The 19,174-nt window shown below is 42.0% G+C and carries 16 protein-coding genes and 2 tRNA genes; 1 reads left to right on the top strand and 17 read right to left on the bottom strand.

Translation table 11 applies throughout. The features are described 5' to 3' along the window. Positions 1-78 precede the first annotated feature (78 nt). The 17 genes from DWW43_RS10145 to DWW43_RS10065 all read right to left on the bottom strand — a co-directional run bounded on the left by DWW43_RS10145 (position 79) and on the right by DWW43_RS10065 (position 16,150). Positions 79-167, bottom strand: a tRNA-Ser gene (locus tag DWW43_RS10145). A 47-nt stretch (positions 168-214) separates the two neighbouring features. Next, a tRNA-Ser gene (locus DWW43_RS10140) sits at positions 215-300 on the bottom strand. A 111-nt stretch (positions 301-411) separates the two neighbouring features. After that, on the bottom strand, positions 412-1,122 hold the full coding sequence (gene ispD / locus DWW43_RS10135) for a 2-C-methyl-D-erythritol 4-phosphate cytidylyltransferase (RefSeq protein ID WP_119963499.1): 711 nt from the start codon (positions 1,120-1,122) through the stop codon (positions 412-414). 128 nt (positions 1,123-1,250) lie between these two features. Beyond that, positions 1,251-2,282, bottom strand: a complete 1,032-nt coding sequence (gene tsaD, locus DWW43_RS10130) for a tRNA (adenosine(37)-N6)-threonylcarbamoyltransferase complex transferase subunit TsaD (RefSeq protein ID WP_119963502.1) — start codon at positions 2,280-2,282, stop codon at positions 1,251-1,253. Between the two features lie 29 nt (positions 2,283-2,311). Further along, positions 2,312-3,220 carry a ribonuclease Z gene (locus DWW43_RS10125; protein WP_008400255.1) on the bottom strand — a complete coding sequence of 303 codons (909 nt, stop codon included), beginning with the start codon at positions 3,218-3,220 and terminating at the stop codon, positions 2,312-2,314. 94 nt (positions 3,221-3,314) lie between these two features. Beyond that, positions 3,315-3,533: a hypothetical protein gene (locus tag DWW43_RS10120; RefSeq protein WP_008400256.1), complete on the bottom strand. Its 219-nt coding sequence runs from the start codon at positions 3,531-3,533 to the stop codon at positions 3,315-3,317. Positions 3,534-3,641: 108 nt separating this feature from the next. Then, positions 3,642-4,145: a ribosomal protein S18-alanine N-acetyltransferase gene (gene rimI / locus DWW43_RS10115; RefSeq protein WP_008400257.1), complete on the bottom strand. Its 504-nt coding sequence runs from the start codon at positions 4,143-4,145 to the stop codon at positions 3,642-3,644. After that, on the bottom strand, positions 4,138-4,848 hold the full coding sequence (tsaB, locus tag DWW43_RS10110; RefSeq protein WP_119963498.1) for a tRNA (adenosine(37)-N6)-threonylcarbamoyltransferase complex dimerization subunit type 1 TsaB: 711 nt from the start codon (positions 4,846-4,848) through the stop codon (positions 4,138-4,140). The genes rimI and tsaB overlap by 8 nt, the downstream gene beginning before the upstream one ends. Before the next feature lie 4 nt (positions 4,849-4,852). Next, positions 4,853-5,278, bottom strand: coding sequence for a tRNA (adenosine(37)-N6)-threonylcarbamoyltransferase complex ATPase subunit type 1 TsaE (tsaE, locus tag DWW43_RS10105; protein ID WP_044944775.1), 426 nt, complete (start codon positions 5,276-5,278; stop codon positions 4,853-4,855). Between the two features lie 2 nt (positions 5,279-5,280). After that, complete coding sequence (locus DWW43_RS10100) at positions 5,281-5,760, bottom strand: dCMP deaminase family protein (protein ID WP_044944606.1); 480 nt, start codon at positions 5,758-5,760, stop codon at positions 5,281-5,283. 97 nt (positions 5,761-5,857) lie between these two features. Then, a complete protein-coding gene (locus DWW43_RS10095; RefSeq protein WP_119963497.1) occupies positions 5,858-7,072 on the bottom strand; it encodes a homoserine dehydrogenase in 1,215 nt (404 codons plus the stop codon). Positions 7,073-7,110: 38 nt separating this feature from the next. Next, positions 7,111-8,221 (bottom strand): peptide chain release factor 2 gene (gene prfB, locus DWW43_RS10090; RefSeq protein WP_119963496.1). Its coding sequence is split into 2 segments (ribosomal slippage): positions 7,111-8,145 and positions 8,147-8,221, totalling 1,110 coding nucleotides; the frame shifts between segments, so codons are not numbered across the junction. Between the two features lie 45 nt (positions 8,222-8,266). Beyond that, the gene (gene secA / locus DWW43_RS10085) at positions 8,267-10,840 is read right to left on the bottom strand and encodes a preprotein translocase subunit SecA (RefSeq protein ID WP_008400263.1); all 2,574 of its coding nucleotides are present in this window, start codon (positions 10,838-10,840) and stop codon (positions 8,267-8,269) included. Positions 10,841-11,117: 277 nt separating this feature from the next. Then, positions 11,118-11,645: a ribosome-associated translation inhibitor RaiA gene (gene raiA / locus DWW43_RS10080; RefSeq protein ID WP_119963495.1), complete on the bottom strand. Its 528-nt coding sequence runs from the start codon at positions 11,643-11,645 to the stop codon at positions 11,118-11,120. Positions 11,646-11,955: 310 nt separating this feature from the next. Beyond that, a complete protein-coding gene (locus DWW43_RS10075) occupies positions 11,956-13,305 on the bottom strand; it encodes a C40 family peptidase (RefSeq protein ID WP_161117728.1) in 1,350 nt (449 codons plus the stop codon). Between the two features lie 161 nt (positions 13,306-13,466). Beyond that, complete coding sequence (pyk, locus tag DWW43_RS10070; RefSeq protein ID WP_119963493.1) at positions 13,467-15,203, bottom strand: pyruvate kinase; 1,737 nt, start codon at positions 15,201-15,203, stop codon at positions 13,467-13,469. Between the two features lie 44 nt (positions 15,204-15,247). Next, positions 15,248-16,150 carry a DUF1189 family protein gene (locus DWW43_RS10065; RefSeq protein ID WP_008400271.1) on the bottom strand — a complete coding sequence of 301 codons (903 nt, stop codon included), beginning with the start codon at positions 16,148-16,150 and terminating at the stop codon, positions 15,248-15,250. A 325-nt stretch (positions 16,151-16,475) separates the two neighbouring features. Here DWW43_RS10065 and DWW43_RS10060 point away from each other — a divergent pair, with 325 nt between their 5' ends. Further along, positions 16,476-19,103: a GH25 family lysozyme gene (locus tag DWW43_RS10060; RefSeq protein ID WP_165853062.1), complete on the top strand. Its 2,628-nt coding sequence runs from the start codon at positions 16,476-16,478 to the stop codon at positions 19,101-19,103. The last annotated feature ends 71 nt before the right edge of the window (positions 19,104-19,174 follow it).

Genomic DNA, 19,174 nt, shown 5'->3' with positions numbered 1-19,174 from the left:
TTTATTTGGAATTTCAGGGTTGTCATGTTGTTAATTTTTCAAGGTTCTTTGTTTTTCGCCTGTACCAGTAAAACTTAACGGAGAAGGAGGGATTTGAACCCTCGCGCCGCTATTAACGGCCTACTCCCTTTCCAGGGGAGCCCCTTCAACCGCTTGGGTACTTCTCCTAGTATCAAGCGCTTGAACTTTCCATCTTTGTTTATTGAAAAGTCAGCGGAGAGAGAGGGATTCGAACCCTCGCGCCCTTTCGGACAAACGGTTTTCAAGACCGCCTCGTTATGACCACTTCGATATCTCTCCATCCAGTTGTTTAAGTCTCCTTTTGACCGGCGACTTGTATATATTAGCACTTCTGTTTTTCTATGTCAACACATTTTTTCAAATATTTTCATTTTTTTGCAGCCGGCTTTTTCAGGTGCTTTTCCACGCCTGCTTTTGTAGAAATTCCTGTCCGATACGCATATCCTCCGGCGTCGTGATCTTTATATTTGTATAGCTGCCCTCGATCACTTTCACCCGAATCTCGCCGTATTCCTCTACTACCATTGTATCGTCCGTTACCGGCAATGCTCCATCTACCCGTTTCTTCATCATCTTCTGATAACACTTCATCAGGCATTTGTAATCAAAGCTCTGCGGGGTCTGGATCTGCCACAGACACTCTCTTGCAGGTGTCGCCATTCCGATCTGATTTTCATTCACAATCTTGATCGTATCCTTTACGGGCATGCCGACTGTACATGCTTTATACTCTGCCAGTGTCCGAATTGATCTTACGATCATGTCCTGTGTCACAAATGGTCTCGCACCGTCATGAATCATAACATAATCCGTCTCCGAGCAGGCTCGCAAACCATTATATACGGAATCATACCGGTTCTCGCCGCCTTCTACTACAGATTCAACCTTTGTAAAATGATATTTCTCCACGATCTCATGTCTGCAATATTCCACGCTGTTTTTTCCTGTTACAAGAATGATGGCATCCACAGGACTTTCTTCAAAGGTTTTTAATGCATAATAAATTACAGGATAGCCTCCAAGCTCCATGAACTGTTTTTCAATTTTGCTGTGCATTCGGCTGCCTTTTCCTGCCGCAAGTATGATCGCCGTTGTCTTCATGTTTTCTCTTCTATCCTTTTATCTTTTTTGCCTTTACTATTTGTTTCTAAATTGTATTCTTTCACCAGATATTTACAAACGCTTACAATGCAGCAGAGTAATCTACATTCACTTCTTACCGTATCCTTCTACCGCTCGCCTAATTTCAGATTTGGAACTGCATTCAGATCCAGTCCGTGTCTGGTTCCTTTTATAAATTCATAATAACCGGCCGCTCCGATCATCGCTGCATTATCGGTACAAAGGATCGGTGCAGGATAATATAACCGAATTCCTGCTTTTTCACATGCCGCTTCCATTGATGCACGAAGTGCCGAATTGGACGCAACTCCACCTGCCAGCGCAACTTTATCCATGTCATATTTCTTGGCTGCATAGATGGTATGTTCTGTCAGCACATCCGTTACTGCTTTCTGGAAGGATGCCGCTACATCTGCGCGGTTGATATCCTCATTCTTCATTTCTTTCTGATTGATATAATTCAAAACTGCTGACTTCAGACCACTGAAGCTGAAATCATATGCGGAATCGGAAATCTTTGCTCTAGGGAATTCGATTGCATCCGGATTTCCCTCTTTTGCAAGCTTATCCACCTTTGGTCCACCAGGATATCCAAGCCCGATAGCTCTTGCTACTTTGTCAAACGCTTCACCTGCCGCATCATCTCTGGTCACACCAAGGATCTCAAACTGTCCATAGTCTGTCACCTTTACCAAATGGGTATGTCCGCCGGATACAACCAGACACATAAATGGTGGTTCCAATGTCTTATCTTCTATAAAATTAGCGGCAATATGCCCTTCTATATGATGAACTCCTACTAACGGAATATTCTTTGCATAACTGATTGCCTTTGCCACTCCTACTCCGACCAATAGTGCTCCGACCAGTCCCGGACCATATGTTACTGCGATCGCATCTATATCATCCAGTGTACAATCTGCTTCCTTCAGTGCGCTCTTTATTACCTGATTCACCTTCTCGATATGCTTTCTTGACGCTATCTCAGGAACAACACCACCATACAGTGTGTGAATGTCGATCTGTGAATATATAATATTTGATAATACTTCTCTGCCATTCACAACAACAGCTGCCGAAGTCTCATCGCAAGATGATTCGATTGCCAGAATCTTTATATCTTTTTTCTCCATTTTCATCTTCCTCTTTTTCCTGTTTACCGCATGTTTCATTCTTCAAACTTTAACGTTGTCTCCATCCGGTCTTTTCCTGCAACCGCAGCCGGAAATATCTTTCTTACTTCATCTATATACTGCATCGGTTTGATCAGCGACGGACTGTAATGCGTCAGCCACATCCGTTTTACTTCTGCCTCTTTCGCAATCTCTGCCGCCTCATACATCGTCATATGCCTGTGGGAGACTGCTTTTTCATATTTGTCCGGCTCCCCATACATACCTTCGCAGATAAACAAGTCTGAGCCAGCCGCATGTTTTGTAATAAGTGGTGTCGGACGAGTATCTGTACAATATGTGACCTTAAGTCCTTTCCGGTCCGGTCCCATAACCATATCCGGTGTATAGAGCCTGCCGTCCACTTCTATCGTCATGCCCTTCTGCAATGTATTCCAGATCTGCATCGGAACCTCCTGCGCACGCGCACGTTCCACATCAAATTTACCGGCACGGTCAAGTTCAAATGAATATCCATAACAGGTAACATTATGGTTTACTCGATATGCATTTGCCCGCAATCCACATATCTCAAATTCTTCTTCCTCTTCTGTCAGTTCTTTGAACTGAATCTCAAACGGAAGCTCCGGTGCGATCACACGTAAAGAATTCACTACTCGCTCCAGCCGTTTCGGACCGACCATCAGAACCGGGTCCTTTCGCTCTGCGTTTCCGATCGTCAGAAGCAATCCCGGCAGTCCGCTGATATGATCTGCATGAAAATGCGTGAACAAGATCACATCGATCGGTTTAAAACTCCACCCCTGCTGTTTGACTGCTACCTGCGTTCCTTCACCACAATCAACTAATATAGAGCTGCCATTGTATCGTATCATCATGGATGTCAACGCTCTGTACGGAAGTGGCATCATTCCGCCTGTACCAAGCAAACATACATCTAACATATTCTATCCTCCAACTTCTATCTCCGCTCTGTCTGTAAACCGCTTTTCCCGTAAGGAAAAAAGAGTCATTCTATATACAAATGACTCTCTGGTTCTACATATATTCTGCCGTTTCTTCTCTCTGTACCGGTACTGCAAAGCTGCCTGACAATCGATCATAGCAGTCTTCACATATACAGATCCTGTGGGTTTCTCCATCTTTTTTTGAGAAGTAGCCCCACTTTTTTGAAATTATAATTGCATCTTCCATCAAAATGTCATTTCTGACTGACAATTCTTTCCCACACATATTACAACGTATTACTTCTATCATGATCTCCTCCTGATCCTCCGATTACCCGGCGGTCTCTGTATCTTTCCTATTGTCGATTATAATAAAAAAGGCACATCTTTTGTAGTGGGAATTCCTGTCATCTACATATTATGAATGTGAACACTTCAGTTCCATAATAACAGCATCTTCTGTTGGTTTTTTATAATAATCTTTCCTTCTGGAAATCTCATCAAAGCCTAGCGATTCATACATTGATATTGCTGCATCATTAGACTCACGAACCTCTAAGAAAATCTTTTCTCCATCGTCTTCTACACACATACGAATCATTTCCTTCATCAGTCTGTGTCCGATTCCGCATTTCCTGTAATCTTTATCAACAGCAATTCGAAGCAGTTCACAATCCTCGCATGGTGCGGTAAAAATGCAATAACCAACCACCTTGTCATCCTTCGTTGTGTCAACTGCTGTAAGTACAGTATCATATGTTCCATACATGGATGTAGCAACCATCTGCTCATTCCAGGAACTCATAAATACTTTTTCTCCCAGAGAAACAATATCAAGCAACTGCTCCTCATCGCCTTCTCTTATCTCAATGTTGTCTAAATAGGGCCCCGCCGCCCCGCCATCACTGACGCTATTACTCATTTCCTTCACCTTTCTCTTTTCTTTCTCTTTCTGCCTGAGACATTCTCAGATATTCAGGAGCAAAATCGTCTCCATTTATATACTGTTCATGCGCATACCGGCAAGCTCCGGCATATGCGACTGATCCGGCTCTCTGTTTGTTCAGATGTGCCGGTGCCAGACACGCATGTTTCATCTTTGACAGGATCAGAGATCCATACACCTGTATGCCATCACCTGTAAACTGCACTTCTTCATCTTTTTCAAGAAGCAGATTGATCAATTCATTCACATCCATCGGTATCTGCTCCATCTCTGTAACCAGATTGCCTGATTTATCAAATCTGTACAATCCGGTATAGACCTGATTCCTTCTGGCATCCATGATCGGACAGATAAGCCTGTCACTTCCCCAGAAATTATATGCAAGCCCTTCCAGTGTCGGTACAGGTATGATCGGCTTATCAAGTGCAAGCGACAAGCCTTTTACTGTCGCCGCTCCGATCCGCAGTCCTGTAAATGAACCGGGTCCTGCTGCGATTGCTATCGCATCTACTGTATCAAGCTCAATGCCTGCTGCTTTTACAACCTCATCCAGCATCGGAAGCAAGGTTTGTGAATGTGTCTTTTTATTGTTTACCGTAAATTCTGCAACCAGATTGTCATTTTCTAATAAGGCAACGGATGCAACCAGCCCTGAGCTGTCCAGAGCAAGGATCTTCATAGTTTTAAACCTCTTCTATCGTTATCTTTCTATAATCTACCCCTTTTTCAAGGTCTTTTTCAATCGTTATCTTCTGATAATGTTCCGGAAGAATCTCTTCGATCAGATTTGCCCATTCGATCAGACATACGCCATTACCATATACCATCTCATCATAGCCAATCTCTTCCATCTCATCTACATCTCCGATTCGATAGACATCAAAATGATATAGTGGAAGTCTTCCATCATCATACTCCTTTACAATCGTAAATGTCGGACTGTTCACAATATCATCGACACCTAGGCCTTTGGCAAATCCCTGCGAAAATATCGTCTTTCCGACACCCAAGTCTCCAAAGAAACAGAAAACCTGCCCCGGAGCAGCCTGTTCGCCAAGCTCCCGCCCGATTCTGTATGTGTCTTCTCTGCTGTTACTTTCCTTTACAATCATCATAAATCTATCGTAATCTTCTTTCCTTTTACTTCGTATGGTCGATAAGCAACCCCGGCCATATCAAACATTCTCTTCGATGCCATTGTACTGTCAGTACTTGCATATTTATCCGACAGATAGATAACCTCCTTTATTCCGCACTGAATGATCGCTTTCGCACATTCATTACAAGGGAATAAGGTTGAATAAAGTCTTGCATCTTTTAAACTGCCGCCTCTGTAATTCAGGATGGCATTCAATTCCGCATGGCATACAAAGAAATATTTATTGTTCAATGGATCACCGATCTTTCCCCATGGCATGATGTCATCTTCGCATCCGGCAGGCATACCATTATACCCTTCCGACAGAATACGATTATTATCGTCTACGATACATGCGCCAACCTGAGTTGACGGGTCTTTACTTCTCTCTGCCGACAGCAGTGCAATTCCCATAAAATACTGATCCCAGCTAATGTAATCGGCTCTTTTCATCGGTGTCCTCCTTTTCTTTCTATCTGAGTATCTCGTTATTTCCATATGCAGACAACACATTTTTCAACGGTCATCTTAGGTTATACAACTTTTTTCTCTAAAATGCTACTCTGATTATGCTGTAAATTTTATCAATTTTAGCTATAGCATCAGCAAAACTGCCCTCAGTCATGGCTGAAGTTATAAATGCAAGTTCTCCATCTATGCCTTCTGCTGTTACATATGTCACATCACCAAATAATTTCTGAACCTCTTCTTTGGTAATAGAATCCGCACTCACACGCACAAAGAAACGATTAACCGCATCTCTGAAATCACCGATCGGAAGCGGTTCTGCATCCCAGCTTGCCATAATATTCTTACCCATATGTTTTACTTCGTCTACAACATCGGATACAACGGCGGATGCTGTTGGAAGCTTTCCTGCTCCTCTGCCGTAGAACATAATATCATCTACAACATTTCCATGTACAAATATTCCATTGAATACATCATGGATACCGGATAACGGATGATTCTCATCTAACATCATAGGTGCAACGAAGGAATATAAGGTATCTCCTTCCTTTTTAGTCGTACCTACTAATTTGATCGATACGCCAAGTGCATCTGCATATTTGAAATCTTCTGTTGAGATCTTTGTGATTCCTTCTGTATGGATCTTAGTATAATCCAGATGTTTTCCATATACGATAGAAGTCAGGATCGCGATCTTTCTACATGCATCTCCGCCTTCCACATCTGCTTCCGGATTTCTCTCTGCATATCCAAGTTCCTGTGCCTGCTTCAGCACTTCATCATAGGATGCCCCTTCCTGATCCATCTTGGTCAGGATATAATTTGTTGTTCCGTTTAAGATACCTGTGATCTCTGTTACTTCATCTGCTGTGATAGAGGTATTTAATGGACGGATGATCGGAATACCGCCGCCAACGGATGCCTCAAATAAGAAATTTACATTATTCTCTTTTGCGATTGCAAGTAATTCCGGTCCGTGAGAAGCCACCAGTTCCTTATTGGATGTTGCTACACTCTTGCCTGCCGCAAGGCACTGTTTTACAAATGTATAGGCAGGATTGATTCCTCCCATTACTTCAACAACAACCTTTACTTCATCATCGTTTAAAATGTCATTGAAGTCATGTGTCAGTATCTGCTGTACAGGATCTCCCGGGAAATCTCTCAGATCAAGAACATACTTGATGTTAATCTCTTCTCCTGCTCTCTTATTGATGATCTCATGGTTTGTATTGATAACCTCAACCACACCTGAACCAACTGTACCATAACCTAACACTGCTATATTTACCATGTGGATGTCTCTCCTTTTGCATTCTTTTTTGTATATTACTACTCACTCCGGCTGCACCATTTTAAATATGCATTCATAAATCCGTCGAGTTCTCCATCTAAAACTGCGGCAACATTTCCGCTTTCTTCGCCTGTCCGGTGATCCTTCACCATCGTATACGGCTGCATAACATAAGACCGGATCTGGCTTCCGAATCCATTCTCCAATATCTCACCTCGAATGTCCGAAATCTTATCCAGGTTCTCCTGTTTCTTGATCAGATACAACTTAGACTTCAGCATCTGCATAGCCTTGTCCTTATTCATATGCTGTGAACGCTCATTCTGGCATTGTACTACGATACCGGTCGGAATGTGCGTGATACGAACCGCCGATGATGTCTTATTGATGTGCTGTCCACCGGCTCCGCTCGATCTGTAAGTATCGATTCGGAGATCATCTTCATTGATATCCACTTCCAGATCTTCCTCTATCTCCGGTATCACATCGCAGGAAGCAAATGAAGTCTGTCGCTTGCCTGCTGCATTGAACGGTGAAATACGAACCAGACGATGTACGCCTTTTTCTGATTTCAGATATCCGTATGCATTCTGCCCGCTGATCTGGATCGTAACCGACTTGATGCCAGCCTCATCACCTTCCAGATAGTCAAGTACTTCCACCTTAAAACCATGTTTCTCCGCCCATCTGGTATACATTCTGTATAACATCGATGTCCAATCACAGGACTCTGTTCCACCGGCTCCTGCATGAAGTGTCATAACGGCATCATAACCATCAAACTCACCCGACAGCAGAAGACTGATCCTGTAATTTTCGAATTCCTTCTGAAATGCAGTCAGCATCTCACCGATCTCCTCTATCATAGAGGAATCGCCCTCTTCTTCCGCCATCTGAATCAGGGTTTCGATATCCGAAAAATCCTGTTCCAACTTCTGATATTCCTCCAGCGAATCCTGCAGCTTCTTTAACTGCCTGGAAACACTGGTTGACTTTGCTACATCATCCCAGAAGCCAGGCTGTTCCATCTCATATTGTAATTTTCCTATGCTGTCTTTTCTGCCAGCGATGTCAAAGTGAATCCCTTACTTCCATTAATGGTTGTCTGTACTGATTCAGTGTGAACTTAAACTGGTCTGTCTCTATCATTAATTTCTCACCTACTTTATCGGTTGCAGCTGCAACACATTATTTCTATTCGTTCCGTCCGCAGCAGTTCTTATATTTCTTACCGCTGCCGCATGGACACAAATCATTTCTTCCGATTTTTTTTGCTTTCTTTACAGGTCCTCTGGACACAGTATCATCCTTGTTTGTTCCTGTAACCTTATTTACTTCTTCACGTTCAACCTTCTGTTCAACCTTAACACGGAGAAGCAGTTTTACTGTATCCTCCTGAATTGCTCTTGTCATCTCATTGAACATGTCATAACCGGCAAACTTGTATTCTACAACAGGATCTCTCTGACCCAGCGACTGAAGCCCGATACCCTGCTTTAACTGTTCCATATCGTCGATATGGTCAGTCCATTTTCTATCAATTACCTTCAGAAGGATAATACGCTCGATCTCACGCATATCTTCCGGACTTGGGAATTCTTTTTCTTTCTCATGGTAGAGTTCCACAGCCTCATTATACAATCTCTCTTTGAGTTCTTCTGTGTCACCCTTTTTAATCTCATGCTCAGTAAGTGCGATTGGTTCTGTAAATGGAATGATCTCACGGATCATATTGTCAAGCTCTACAATATTCCATTCTTCCGGTGCCGCTTCTGATGAGCATACGATATCCACACATGCACCGATATCATCCTTGAGCATCTTCAGGATAACTTCATGCATATCTTCACCATCTAAGACTCTCCGACGCTCCTTATAAATGATCTCTCTCTGTTCGTTATTTACACGATCATACTCTAACAGATTCTTTCTGATCGCAAAGTTGTTACTTTCAATCTTCTTCTGCGCCTTTTCTACGAAGTTCGAAATCGTCTTATGCTGGATCTCCTCGCCCTCCGGAATCTTCAATGTATCATAAAGGCTCATAACACGTTCGGAACCAAATAATCTCATCAGATCATCTTCCAGAGACAGGTAGAATTTGGATTCACCCGGATCTCCCTGACGACCGGAACGTCCACGGAGCTGATTATCGATTCGTCTGGACTCATGACGTTCTGTACCAATGATACGAAGTCCGCCAAGTTCAGCAACGCCCTCGCCAAGCTTAATATCCGTACCACGACCAGCCATGTTCGTTGCGATCGTAACTGCATTCTTCTGACCTGCTTCTGCAACGATCTCTGCCTCAAGCTCATGGAACTTTGCATTTAATACCTTATGTGGAATCTTTTTCTTGCTGAGCATATGGCTGAGTTCCTCAGATGCATCAATATTGATCGTACCAACCAGAACAGGCTGTCCTTTTCTGTAACTCTCATTGATCTGCTCAACAATAGCGTTTAATTTCTCTTTCTTTGTCTTGAAGATAGAATCCGGACGGTCAATTCTCTGTACAGGAAGGTTAGTAGGGATCTCTACAACATCCATTCCGTAGATCTCTCTGAATTCTTCTTCCTCTGTACTTGCTGTACCTGTCATACCCGCTTTCTTTTCAAACATATTAAAGAAGTTCTGGAATGTGATCGTCGCAAGTGTCTTGGACTCTCTCTTAACTTTTACATTTTCCTTTGCTTCGATCGCCTGATGCAGTCCATCTGAGAAACGACGGCCCGGCATGATACGTCCTGTAAATTCATCAACGATCAGAACCTCATCATCCTTTACAACGTAATCACGGTCACGGAACATCAGGTTATGTGCACGAAGTGCAAGAATAATGTTATGCTGGATCTCGATATTCTCAGGATCGGACAGGTTCTCAATATGGAAGAACTGCTCTACTTCCTTTACACCGTTTGCTGTCAGCATAACGTATTTGTCTTTTTCATTTACAAGAAAATCTCCGTCTTCCTCGATCGCTGTATTCATCAGCATATCCATCTTGGATATCTCGCCATCACCTTCACCACGCTTCATACGTCTTGCAAGGTAATCGCACATTTTATAAAGCTCTGTTGATTTACCACTCTGTCCTGAAATGATCAGAGGGGTTCTCGCCTCATCGATCAATACTGAGTCGACCTCATCGATTACGCAATAATGAAGTCCTCTTAACACAAGCTTTTCTTTATAGATAACCATGTTATCTCTTAAGTAATCGAAACCGAGTTCGTTATTTGTTACATAAGTGATGTCGCATGCATATGCGTCACGTCTTTCATCATTTGTAGATGAATTCAAAATAATACCAACTGTAAGTCCAAGAAACTCATGAACCTTACCCATCCATTCCGCATCACGCTTTGCCAGGTAATCGTTAACTGTTACGACCTGAACACCCTTGCCCTCCAGTGCGTTTAAGTATACAGGAAGTGTAGATACAAGTGTCTTACCTTCACCGGTTTTCATCTCGGCGATACGTCCCTGATGTAATACAACACCACCGATCAACTGTACTCTGTAATGCTTGATGCCAAGCACTCTGTATGCAGCCTCTCTTACAACTGCAAATGCTTCTACCAACAGATCATCAAGAGTTTCTCCATTTGCAAGTCTATCTTTGAACTCTGTTGTCTTTGCTCTTAATTCCTCATCGGACAATGCCTGCATATCAGAATCAAGTGCTTCTATCTTGTCCACAATAGGAGCGATCTTCTTCAGTTCTTTCTCACTATGTGTGCCAAATACTTTTTCAAATAATCCCATTCTATTATTCTCCTAACTGTTTTCTTGGTTTCGTATCCAAATCTTGTTACTCAGGGTACATAATACCATCATATGAAATTTATATCAAGAATGAATCTGAAAAGCTTTGGTAAAGCATTATGAAATAACGCTAAAGCCCGATAACTTTTCACGCAAAAAAGAGCCGCCAGCGTTGATATTCTGGCGACCCTTCTCTTTATCCATAAATCTCTGCAGCTACACATCTGCCGATCCTTTCAGATCTGCTTCTGTAAGCTTCCTGTGTGGCAGGTTGAGATTAAAATTCCGGTTCGATCAATCCGTATGTGTTACCCTTTCTCTTATAGACAACATTTACTTCTTCTGTCTCAGCGTTTCTGAATACATAGAAATTATGTCCAAGCAGATCCATCTGGATGCATGCATCTTCCGGATACATAGGCTTTACTGCAAATTTCTTGCATCTTACGATCTTGATCTCGTCATCTTCATCTGTTTCTTCTTCTACAAATGAATTCTGGAGATATGCTGCATTCTGCTCCTTGTCGATCAGCTTCTTCTTATGCCTGTTCACCTGTCTCTCAATCACTTCCAGCACAAGATCGATCGATACATACATATCATCACTTACCTGTTCTGCACGAATGATATGTCCTTTCATAGGAATCGTAACTTCTATCTTCTGTCTGTCTTTCTCTACACTAAATGTAACCTGTGCAACAGCATCTTCTGCGAAATATTTCTCAAGCTTGGACAGCTTGTCATATACTGCATTCTTTAAGCCTTCAGTAACATCGATATTTTTTCCACTAATTATGTAATTCATGTTGCCCAACTCCTTCTTTTTCGGGGATTCCCGAATTGATAGTCTTATTATAGCATAAACCATCATTTTTTCAAGTCATTTTAAACAAAAGGAAGGCGTCTTCTTTCTGTTTTTTAGTCAAATTAACAATTAATTTATATAATTTATGAAAACTACACAAATACATCTGTATCTTTTTTCTGTATGAAAATATATCTTTAGCTGTAAAGACCCCTTTCGATAAAAATAAAAAAAGAAAAGCCGGTACATATCGGGAGGAACAACATATCCTCTCACTATATACCGGCTTTTCTTCTATTTCTATAGTCCTTTATTGTCCAAGCAGTCTGACTGCCTTAACAGGTGTTCTGTAGTTATATACCGATGTCTTGATACCGGTTGCTTCTGTACTTGCATGTACTACCATGCCGCCACCTGTGTAGATCGCCACATGTCCGATATCTCCTTCTGAACCATAGAACAACAGGTCACCCGGTTCCAGTTCTGAAAGACTTACTTCTGTTCCGTAATAAGACTGAGCTGTTGCGGAATGTGGAAGTGAAATTCCAAAGTGTGCATATACTGATAATGTAAATCCTGAACAGTCAGCACCGTTTGTAAGGCTTGTACCACCATATACATAAGGGTTACCGACAAACTGTAATGCATAATTTGCAAGATCAACACCGGTCGATCCACTGGATGGTACAGGATCCGGAGTAGATGGAGCCTCTGTTGTAGGAGCTTCCGTCGCAGGTGCTTCTGTTGAAGGAGCCTCTGTCGTCTGTGAGCTTGAACTGCTGCCGTTGTCTGATGACTGACCGTCACCTGAGCTGCTGTTCTGAGCTGCCTGCTGCTGTCTCTGTCTCTCTGCCTCTGCTTCTTCCTGTTTTCTCTTTGCTTCTTCCTCTGCTGCTATTCTTGCAGCTTCTGCTTCCTCTACTGTTACAGCCTTTACCGTATTGTAGGATATCTCAACGTAATCGGAACTTACATATCCGCTTACACTGTCATCGATCTGGAGCTGTGTCCATCCGTCTGACTGACTTAACACCTCATATGTCTGTCCGCCGGGAATCTGGGTTACGCAATCACTGTCACCATCTGCCTGCTCACGAACATTCAAGGTCTCTGTTGTTATGGTAGCAAGCTTGCTGCAATGTTCTTCCGCATATGCTCCTGCATCATCACCGAACACCAGATAATCATTCTTTATGTATCCCTCGCAGTTACCGGATGCGATTTTCGTCCATGTATCACCTTTTTCTTTTACAAGAGCAATTCCGTTTGCTGCAAGTGTTCCAACCAGCTCACCATCTTCACTTGCGGTTGCTCTGATATTTACAGAATCGGAAACTGTTGTAAGGCAACGATCCTGAAACTGCGGATACTTACATGTCACTTCTTCCGCCTGTGCAGATACTGTTTTATCCTTTTTTGTTGTCTTCTTGCTATTCTTCTTATCAGCTGTCTCTGTCGTTGTCTGTTCTTCTGTCTTCGCAGATATTGTATCCTCTGTTGTATCCAACTGAACAGATTCTACATAACGATCAAGAACGGACGAGATACCGATATTGGAATCATCATAAACACTGTTTGCTTTTATCACACCAAATGCTGTCGTTGCTGCCAGACTTACGGTCATAACTGCAACTGAAATTCTTCTGGTTGTCTTCGACATTTTATTACCTCCCATACAAATGCCATGTTGCCAAACATTTGTTACGAAAATGTTACATTTCTGGTTCATTATAGCAACATTACTAATGCTTGTCAACATGGCAATTCATGGATTTTATACGTTTTCCCTTAATTTCTTAAAATTTAAGATTTGTTACAGAGCTATGAAACAACTACTCCGTCTTTTGCTTTTACCGTAACAATTGCTCCGGTTTTCAGAATCTGTGTTGCATTTTTCGCTCCTATAATAACCGGGATATCCCTGCTTAAACCAACAATTGCTGCATGCGAATTCTTTCCGTCCTTCTCACATACGATCGCTGAAGCAGTTTTTAACTGCTCCATGATATTATTGCTGGTTTCTTTCATAACGATAATATCACCGGAATTGTAGTTTTTTATTAATTCTTCCTCTGAATCAGCTACACACAAGGGGGCACATACAGATTTTTCGTTTACAGGAACTCCCTTAACCAGAATGTGTCCAACTACATGTACTTTGATCAGGTTGGTTGTTCCGGTAACGCCAAGCGGAACCCCCGCAGTAATAACAACGATTTCTCCATCCTTAATATAATGGTTTCTCTTAGCCGCCTCTACCGAATGCTCAAACAGATCATCAGTATTATTCTCCTCTGCGATCAGAAGTGGCTGAACACCCCATGAAAGGTTCAGCTGTCTGCAGACCTTCTCAACCGGTGAACATCCGATGATCGGGCATTTCGGTCTGTATTTGGAGATCATGCGGGCAGTTTTTCCGGATTTGGTTACAGTTACGATTGCCGCCGCACCAAGATCGATCGCAGTTGTGCAAGTCGCATGAGAAATAGCGCTGGTGATATCCGGATTCTGGATATTTCCTCTCTCATAAAAACGTTTTGTATAATCAATATCTTCTTCTGCACGCTCTGCAATCTTGATCATGGTATGAAGCGCCTCTACCGGATACTTACCTGCTGCAGTCTCACCGGAAAGCATGATTGCACTTGTTCCGTCGTAGATCGCATTTGCAACGTCTGTCGCCTCTGCTCTCGTTGGTCTTGGATTCTTGATCATGGAATCAAGCATCTGTGTCGCTGTCACAACCTGTTTATCAGCATTGTATACTTTCTTAATGATCATCTTCTGGATAACAGGGACATCTTCTAACGGAATCTCAACACCCATATCGCCACGGGCTACCATAATACCATCTGACACGCGGATGATCTCGTCGATATTCTCAACTCCCTGCATATTCTCAATTTTGGAAATGATATTGATATTATCGCATCCATGCTCATCTAAGATCTTGCGGATCTCCAATACATCATCTGCAGTTCTTACAAAGGAAGCAGCAATGAAATCAAAATCATTTTCTATACCGAATATAATGTCCGAGCGATCCTGGTCGCTGATATATGGCATAGACAGATTTACGCGTGGTACGTTTACCCCTTTGTGATTTGACACCGGTCCGCCATTTACTACACGACAAACTATCTTACTCTCTGATACCTGTTCCACTGTCATCTCGATCAGTCCGTCATCGATAAGGATCGTATTACCCGGCTTTACGTCATTTACAAGGTTCTTATATGTGATCGAAACCATCTTCTCATCACCCTCTACCTCATCGGTTGTAAGTGTGAATGTCTGCCCCGGTTTCAGTTCGATCTTTCCGTTTTTGAAATCTTTAACACGAATTTCCGGTCCCTTTGTATCAAGCAGTGTTGCAACAGGAAGATTCAGTTCTGTTCTGAATTTCATAATACGTTCCATATTGCGTTTATGCTGTGCATGATCTCCATGTGAAAAGTTAAATCGAGCAACATTCATTCCCTCGATCATAAGCCGTCTTAAAATATCATCATCATCCGTTGATGGTCCTAATGTACATATAATTTTTGTTTTACGCATACTGCCTCCTAATAGTTATTTTATAATATAATGAGAAACTGTTATCAGTCTCCATAATAATCTTCATCCGGTACATGTTCTTCCTGCGCTCCTGTTTCCGGTTTCTCCGGTATCCGCAGGATCTGATCTGCATATAATTTAATTGCTGCTATCAAATAAACAAATGTTATGATCACACACAGAATATACATAAATACAAACTGACCTTTTAATACATATCCGGCGATCAAAACAGCAGCCGCAAACCATGGGGTTCTGACAAGCGTTGATGCCTTTACAATATCTGAAAAACTGACCTCGTCACTTATACCAAATATTCGTTTTATTGCATTTATGATAAATCCCCATATCAGAGTTGCAATATAATAAATAAATATTAACAATACTGCCATCACAAGCGTAATACCTATCAGAAACGGTGTATCATAGCGTCTTGTAAACGTAAGCAGAATCTCTTTATCATATATATCCCTCTTCTCGATTGACCGGAGATGACTGTATACGCTGCTCCAGCTGATACGAGTAGGCGCATCATCACTGTATAAAAGAATCTCCTGATTCGATACAACAACCATTGTTCTATAATGTCCCTCTTCCAACAGCTCATCGATCTCATCTGATTCTGTATCATAATCAGTAGAATCAATCCGGATATAAGCACCACCCGGTCGCTTCATCTCATACTTTTTCTTACAGTAAAAACCGTCCTGACTAACACTGAAATAAGCAATCCTGTCATCAATTGCATCTGCCAGTCGATTATATCCGATCTTTTTACTCACAGGAATATAGAAAACAACCATCGGCAGCAAAATACTGACACAAATAACCAGCACATGTATAGCAAACCAAGAGCTTTTCCTTCCTGTCTTTATATATTCCGACGGACGAACCAGGCCTTTGAACATTCCGGCAACCGTCTTAAAAAAACCTACTTTTTCTTCCATGTGTTTTTCCCTTCCGTATCAATTATTTTGTCGTTTTATTCCACAGATATTACAAGTATAACATCATCCGATCATCTTTTCACTAAAAAAATCCGTCTTTTGGGTAAATATTCAGTAAAGACTCTTGACATATGTTTTACAAACGCAGCTTTTCTTTATATTGTAAATCTTAAATCACGTCCATATATTGACTTTTGTATGTAAAAAAAATATTATGTTTCTGTATGTAAAAATACAAAAACGTCTTTTTTACAATAGCAAAGGATTTATTTTTACATATGCTTATAAAACATTTTCACTCAAAACAAATGGGAGGTTATTTATCTTGAAAAAACTAGTCACAACCATCCTGTGCGGTATGCTTACCGGTCTTGCAGCATTCTCTATGCCAAAAAATGCCGGACATGTATCCGCACAGGCAGCTTATACCTATCAATCACAATCCGGCGTTTCCGCTTCCGGCAGCCATACGGACTCATCTTATGAAGACGCAATCAACACTATGGTTGCAAACGGAACCTTTGATCGTTCGTCCCTGACGGATGCACAGGTTGCATATATCAATCAGAAATACGGCGAAGATCCTGAGGCATTCAGCGAACTGCAGAAACAGTCAGATTATAACAGCAGTCCATCTCTCGCAGCCATCAACACCGGCAGTTATTCCCATGACAGCCAGTTCGACGGCTACGATGTGATCGATGGTATCGACATCTCCAGATGGCAAGGAAAAATTGACTGGAAAAAAGTAAAAGCAGATGGTGTCAAATTTGCGATCATCCGTGTAGCGCTTCGCACAACAGAATCCGGTGTACTGGAAGCAGATGCATTATATAAGGAAAACTTACAAGGTGCTATCGACGCGGGTCTGGATGTAGGCGTCTATATCTACTCACAGGCAATCAGCACAGCGGAAGCCAAAGCGGAAGCTGACTTTACAATGAACCTGCTCAAGGGTTATGACATCAACCTTCCTATTGTTATGGATTTTGAATATTATACAGGCAACACCGGCAGACTTGCACGCGCACATCTAAGTGTTGCTCAGGCAACAACGATCTGCAATGCTTTCTGTAAAGAGGTGGAAAGCAAGAATTATACCGCTATGGTATATGCCAACAAATCCTTACTTACAAATGATGTGAATTCAAATGCGATCGCAAAGAACTACCAGATCTGGCTCGCCCAGTATCCGGGATGGGACAGTGCGACCGGAAGCATTCATGCATCATTTGATGGTAAGTACTCCTACTGGCAGTACACATCTTCCGGTTCCGTCGATGGAATCGCAGGCAGAGTCGATATGAACTTCCGTTATGTCAAGAAACCTGCCGCTGTCAAGAACCTGACAAGAAAGACCGCCAGCATGTTAAGTATAACTTTGAAATGGAATAAGGTTCCATATGCTTACGGCTATCAGATCTATCGTTTGAATAAAGAAACCGGAAAGTATGAGAAGATCGGCAAAACAACCGGTGCCTCAAAGACGACCTACATCGACAAGGATCTCGAGATCAATACTTTATACAGTTATCAGGTCCGCGCTTATTATAAGTTGAAGGATGGCAACTATTATGGTGCATATTCCACTCCGGTACATGCAACCACACAGAAAAAGACAGTTACAAATGCAGCTGTATCCAAAAAGGCAGAGACATCCCTCACAATAACATGGGACGCGCAGACAGAAGTCAGCGGCTACCGGATCTCCAGATTGAATGCGTCAACCGGAAAATATGAAACCGCTGCCTATGTAGAGGGCGCTTCTTCAAACACATGGAAAGACACAGATCTTAACTGTGGTACTTCTTATTCATATAAGGTTCGTGCCTACTATGTAGAAGACGGCAAAAAAGCTTATTTTGATTACTCAAATGTCGCAACAGGAAACACAAAACCGGGCAAGGTATCCGATGTAACGGTATCTGCAACAAAGAATTCCGCTACAATCCGCTGGAATCCACAGGTAAATGTATCCGGCTATAAGATCTATGTGAAAAACGATGCAAATAAATGGTCACATCTCAAAACGATCAAGAACAAAAATACAACATCCTTCACACACACAGGTTTAACCGGCAATAAAGAATATACTTATTCCGTCATTGCTTACTATACAAAGAGCGGCAAAAATACAAACACCGATCGTTCCGATTCCGTAACAGTACTGACCAAACCGGCAGCTGTTAAGAATTTCAAAGCCGAAACCATCAAGGCTGACACCGTGAAGCTGACATGGAAGAAGGAAAGCAATATCGACGGCTACCGTCTGTATGTAAAAGAAGATGCAGCCGGTTCTTCATGGACAAAGATCGCAACGATCACATCTGCAAAAACTACAACATTTACACAGAGTGGTCTTACATCCAATAACGGCTACAAGTTCCAGATCAAGTCATACAGGAAATATAACGGCAAGACATACACAGGTGAAAGTGCTACAACGTCCGCAAAGATAATTCCTCAGCAGGTAACAAATGTTAAGGTTAAGAGCTATGGCTCCAAACAACTCCTGTCATGGGAACCTATCAAAGGTGTGAATGGCTACTACATTTATCGTTATGATACTAAAGCAAAGAAATATAAGAAGATCAAAACGATCAACAATGGAACTCAGTTCATCTACTGTATAAATGCAAAGGCATCATCCAAATATAAATATCATGTTACTGCATTTAACAAGATCGGAAAAACTGTATATAAAGGAAAGCGTTCCGCTGCCGCTTCAACTGTAAAAACAACTCAGAAGGTTAAAGTTGCATGCGGTGTATTAAATGTAAGAAAGGGTGCAAATACAAGCAGCAAGATCCTGACAACCGTTACAAACGGCAAAACGCTCACTGTAAAGGGCATCCGCACAAGCCGCGGCACAAACTGGTATAAGGTTTCCTTTAAAAAGGGACGCAAAAGCTACACCGGCTATGTGTCCGCAGACTATGTAAACCTTAAATAAGCAATTCAACTAATAAGCAGACAGCTATATATAAAAAAGATGCTATTACATATTATTACGCAAGACACTTC

The organism is Clostridium sp. AF15-41, from assembly GCF_003604095.1.
GTDB lineage: Bacteria > Bacillota > Clostridia > Lachnospirales > Lachnospiraceae > Coprococcus.
The sequence above is the reverse complement of the archived record's forward strand: the minus strand, read 5'-3'. Positions and strand labels throughout refer to the sequence as shown.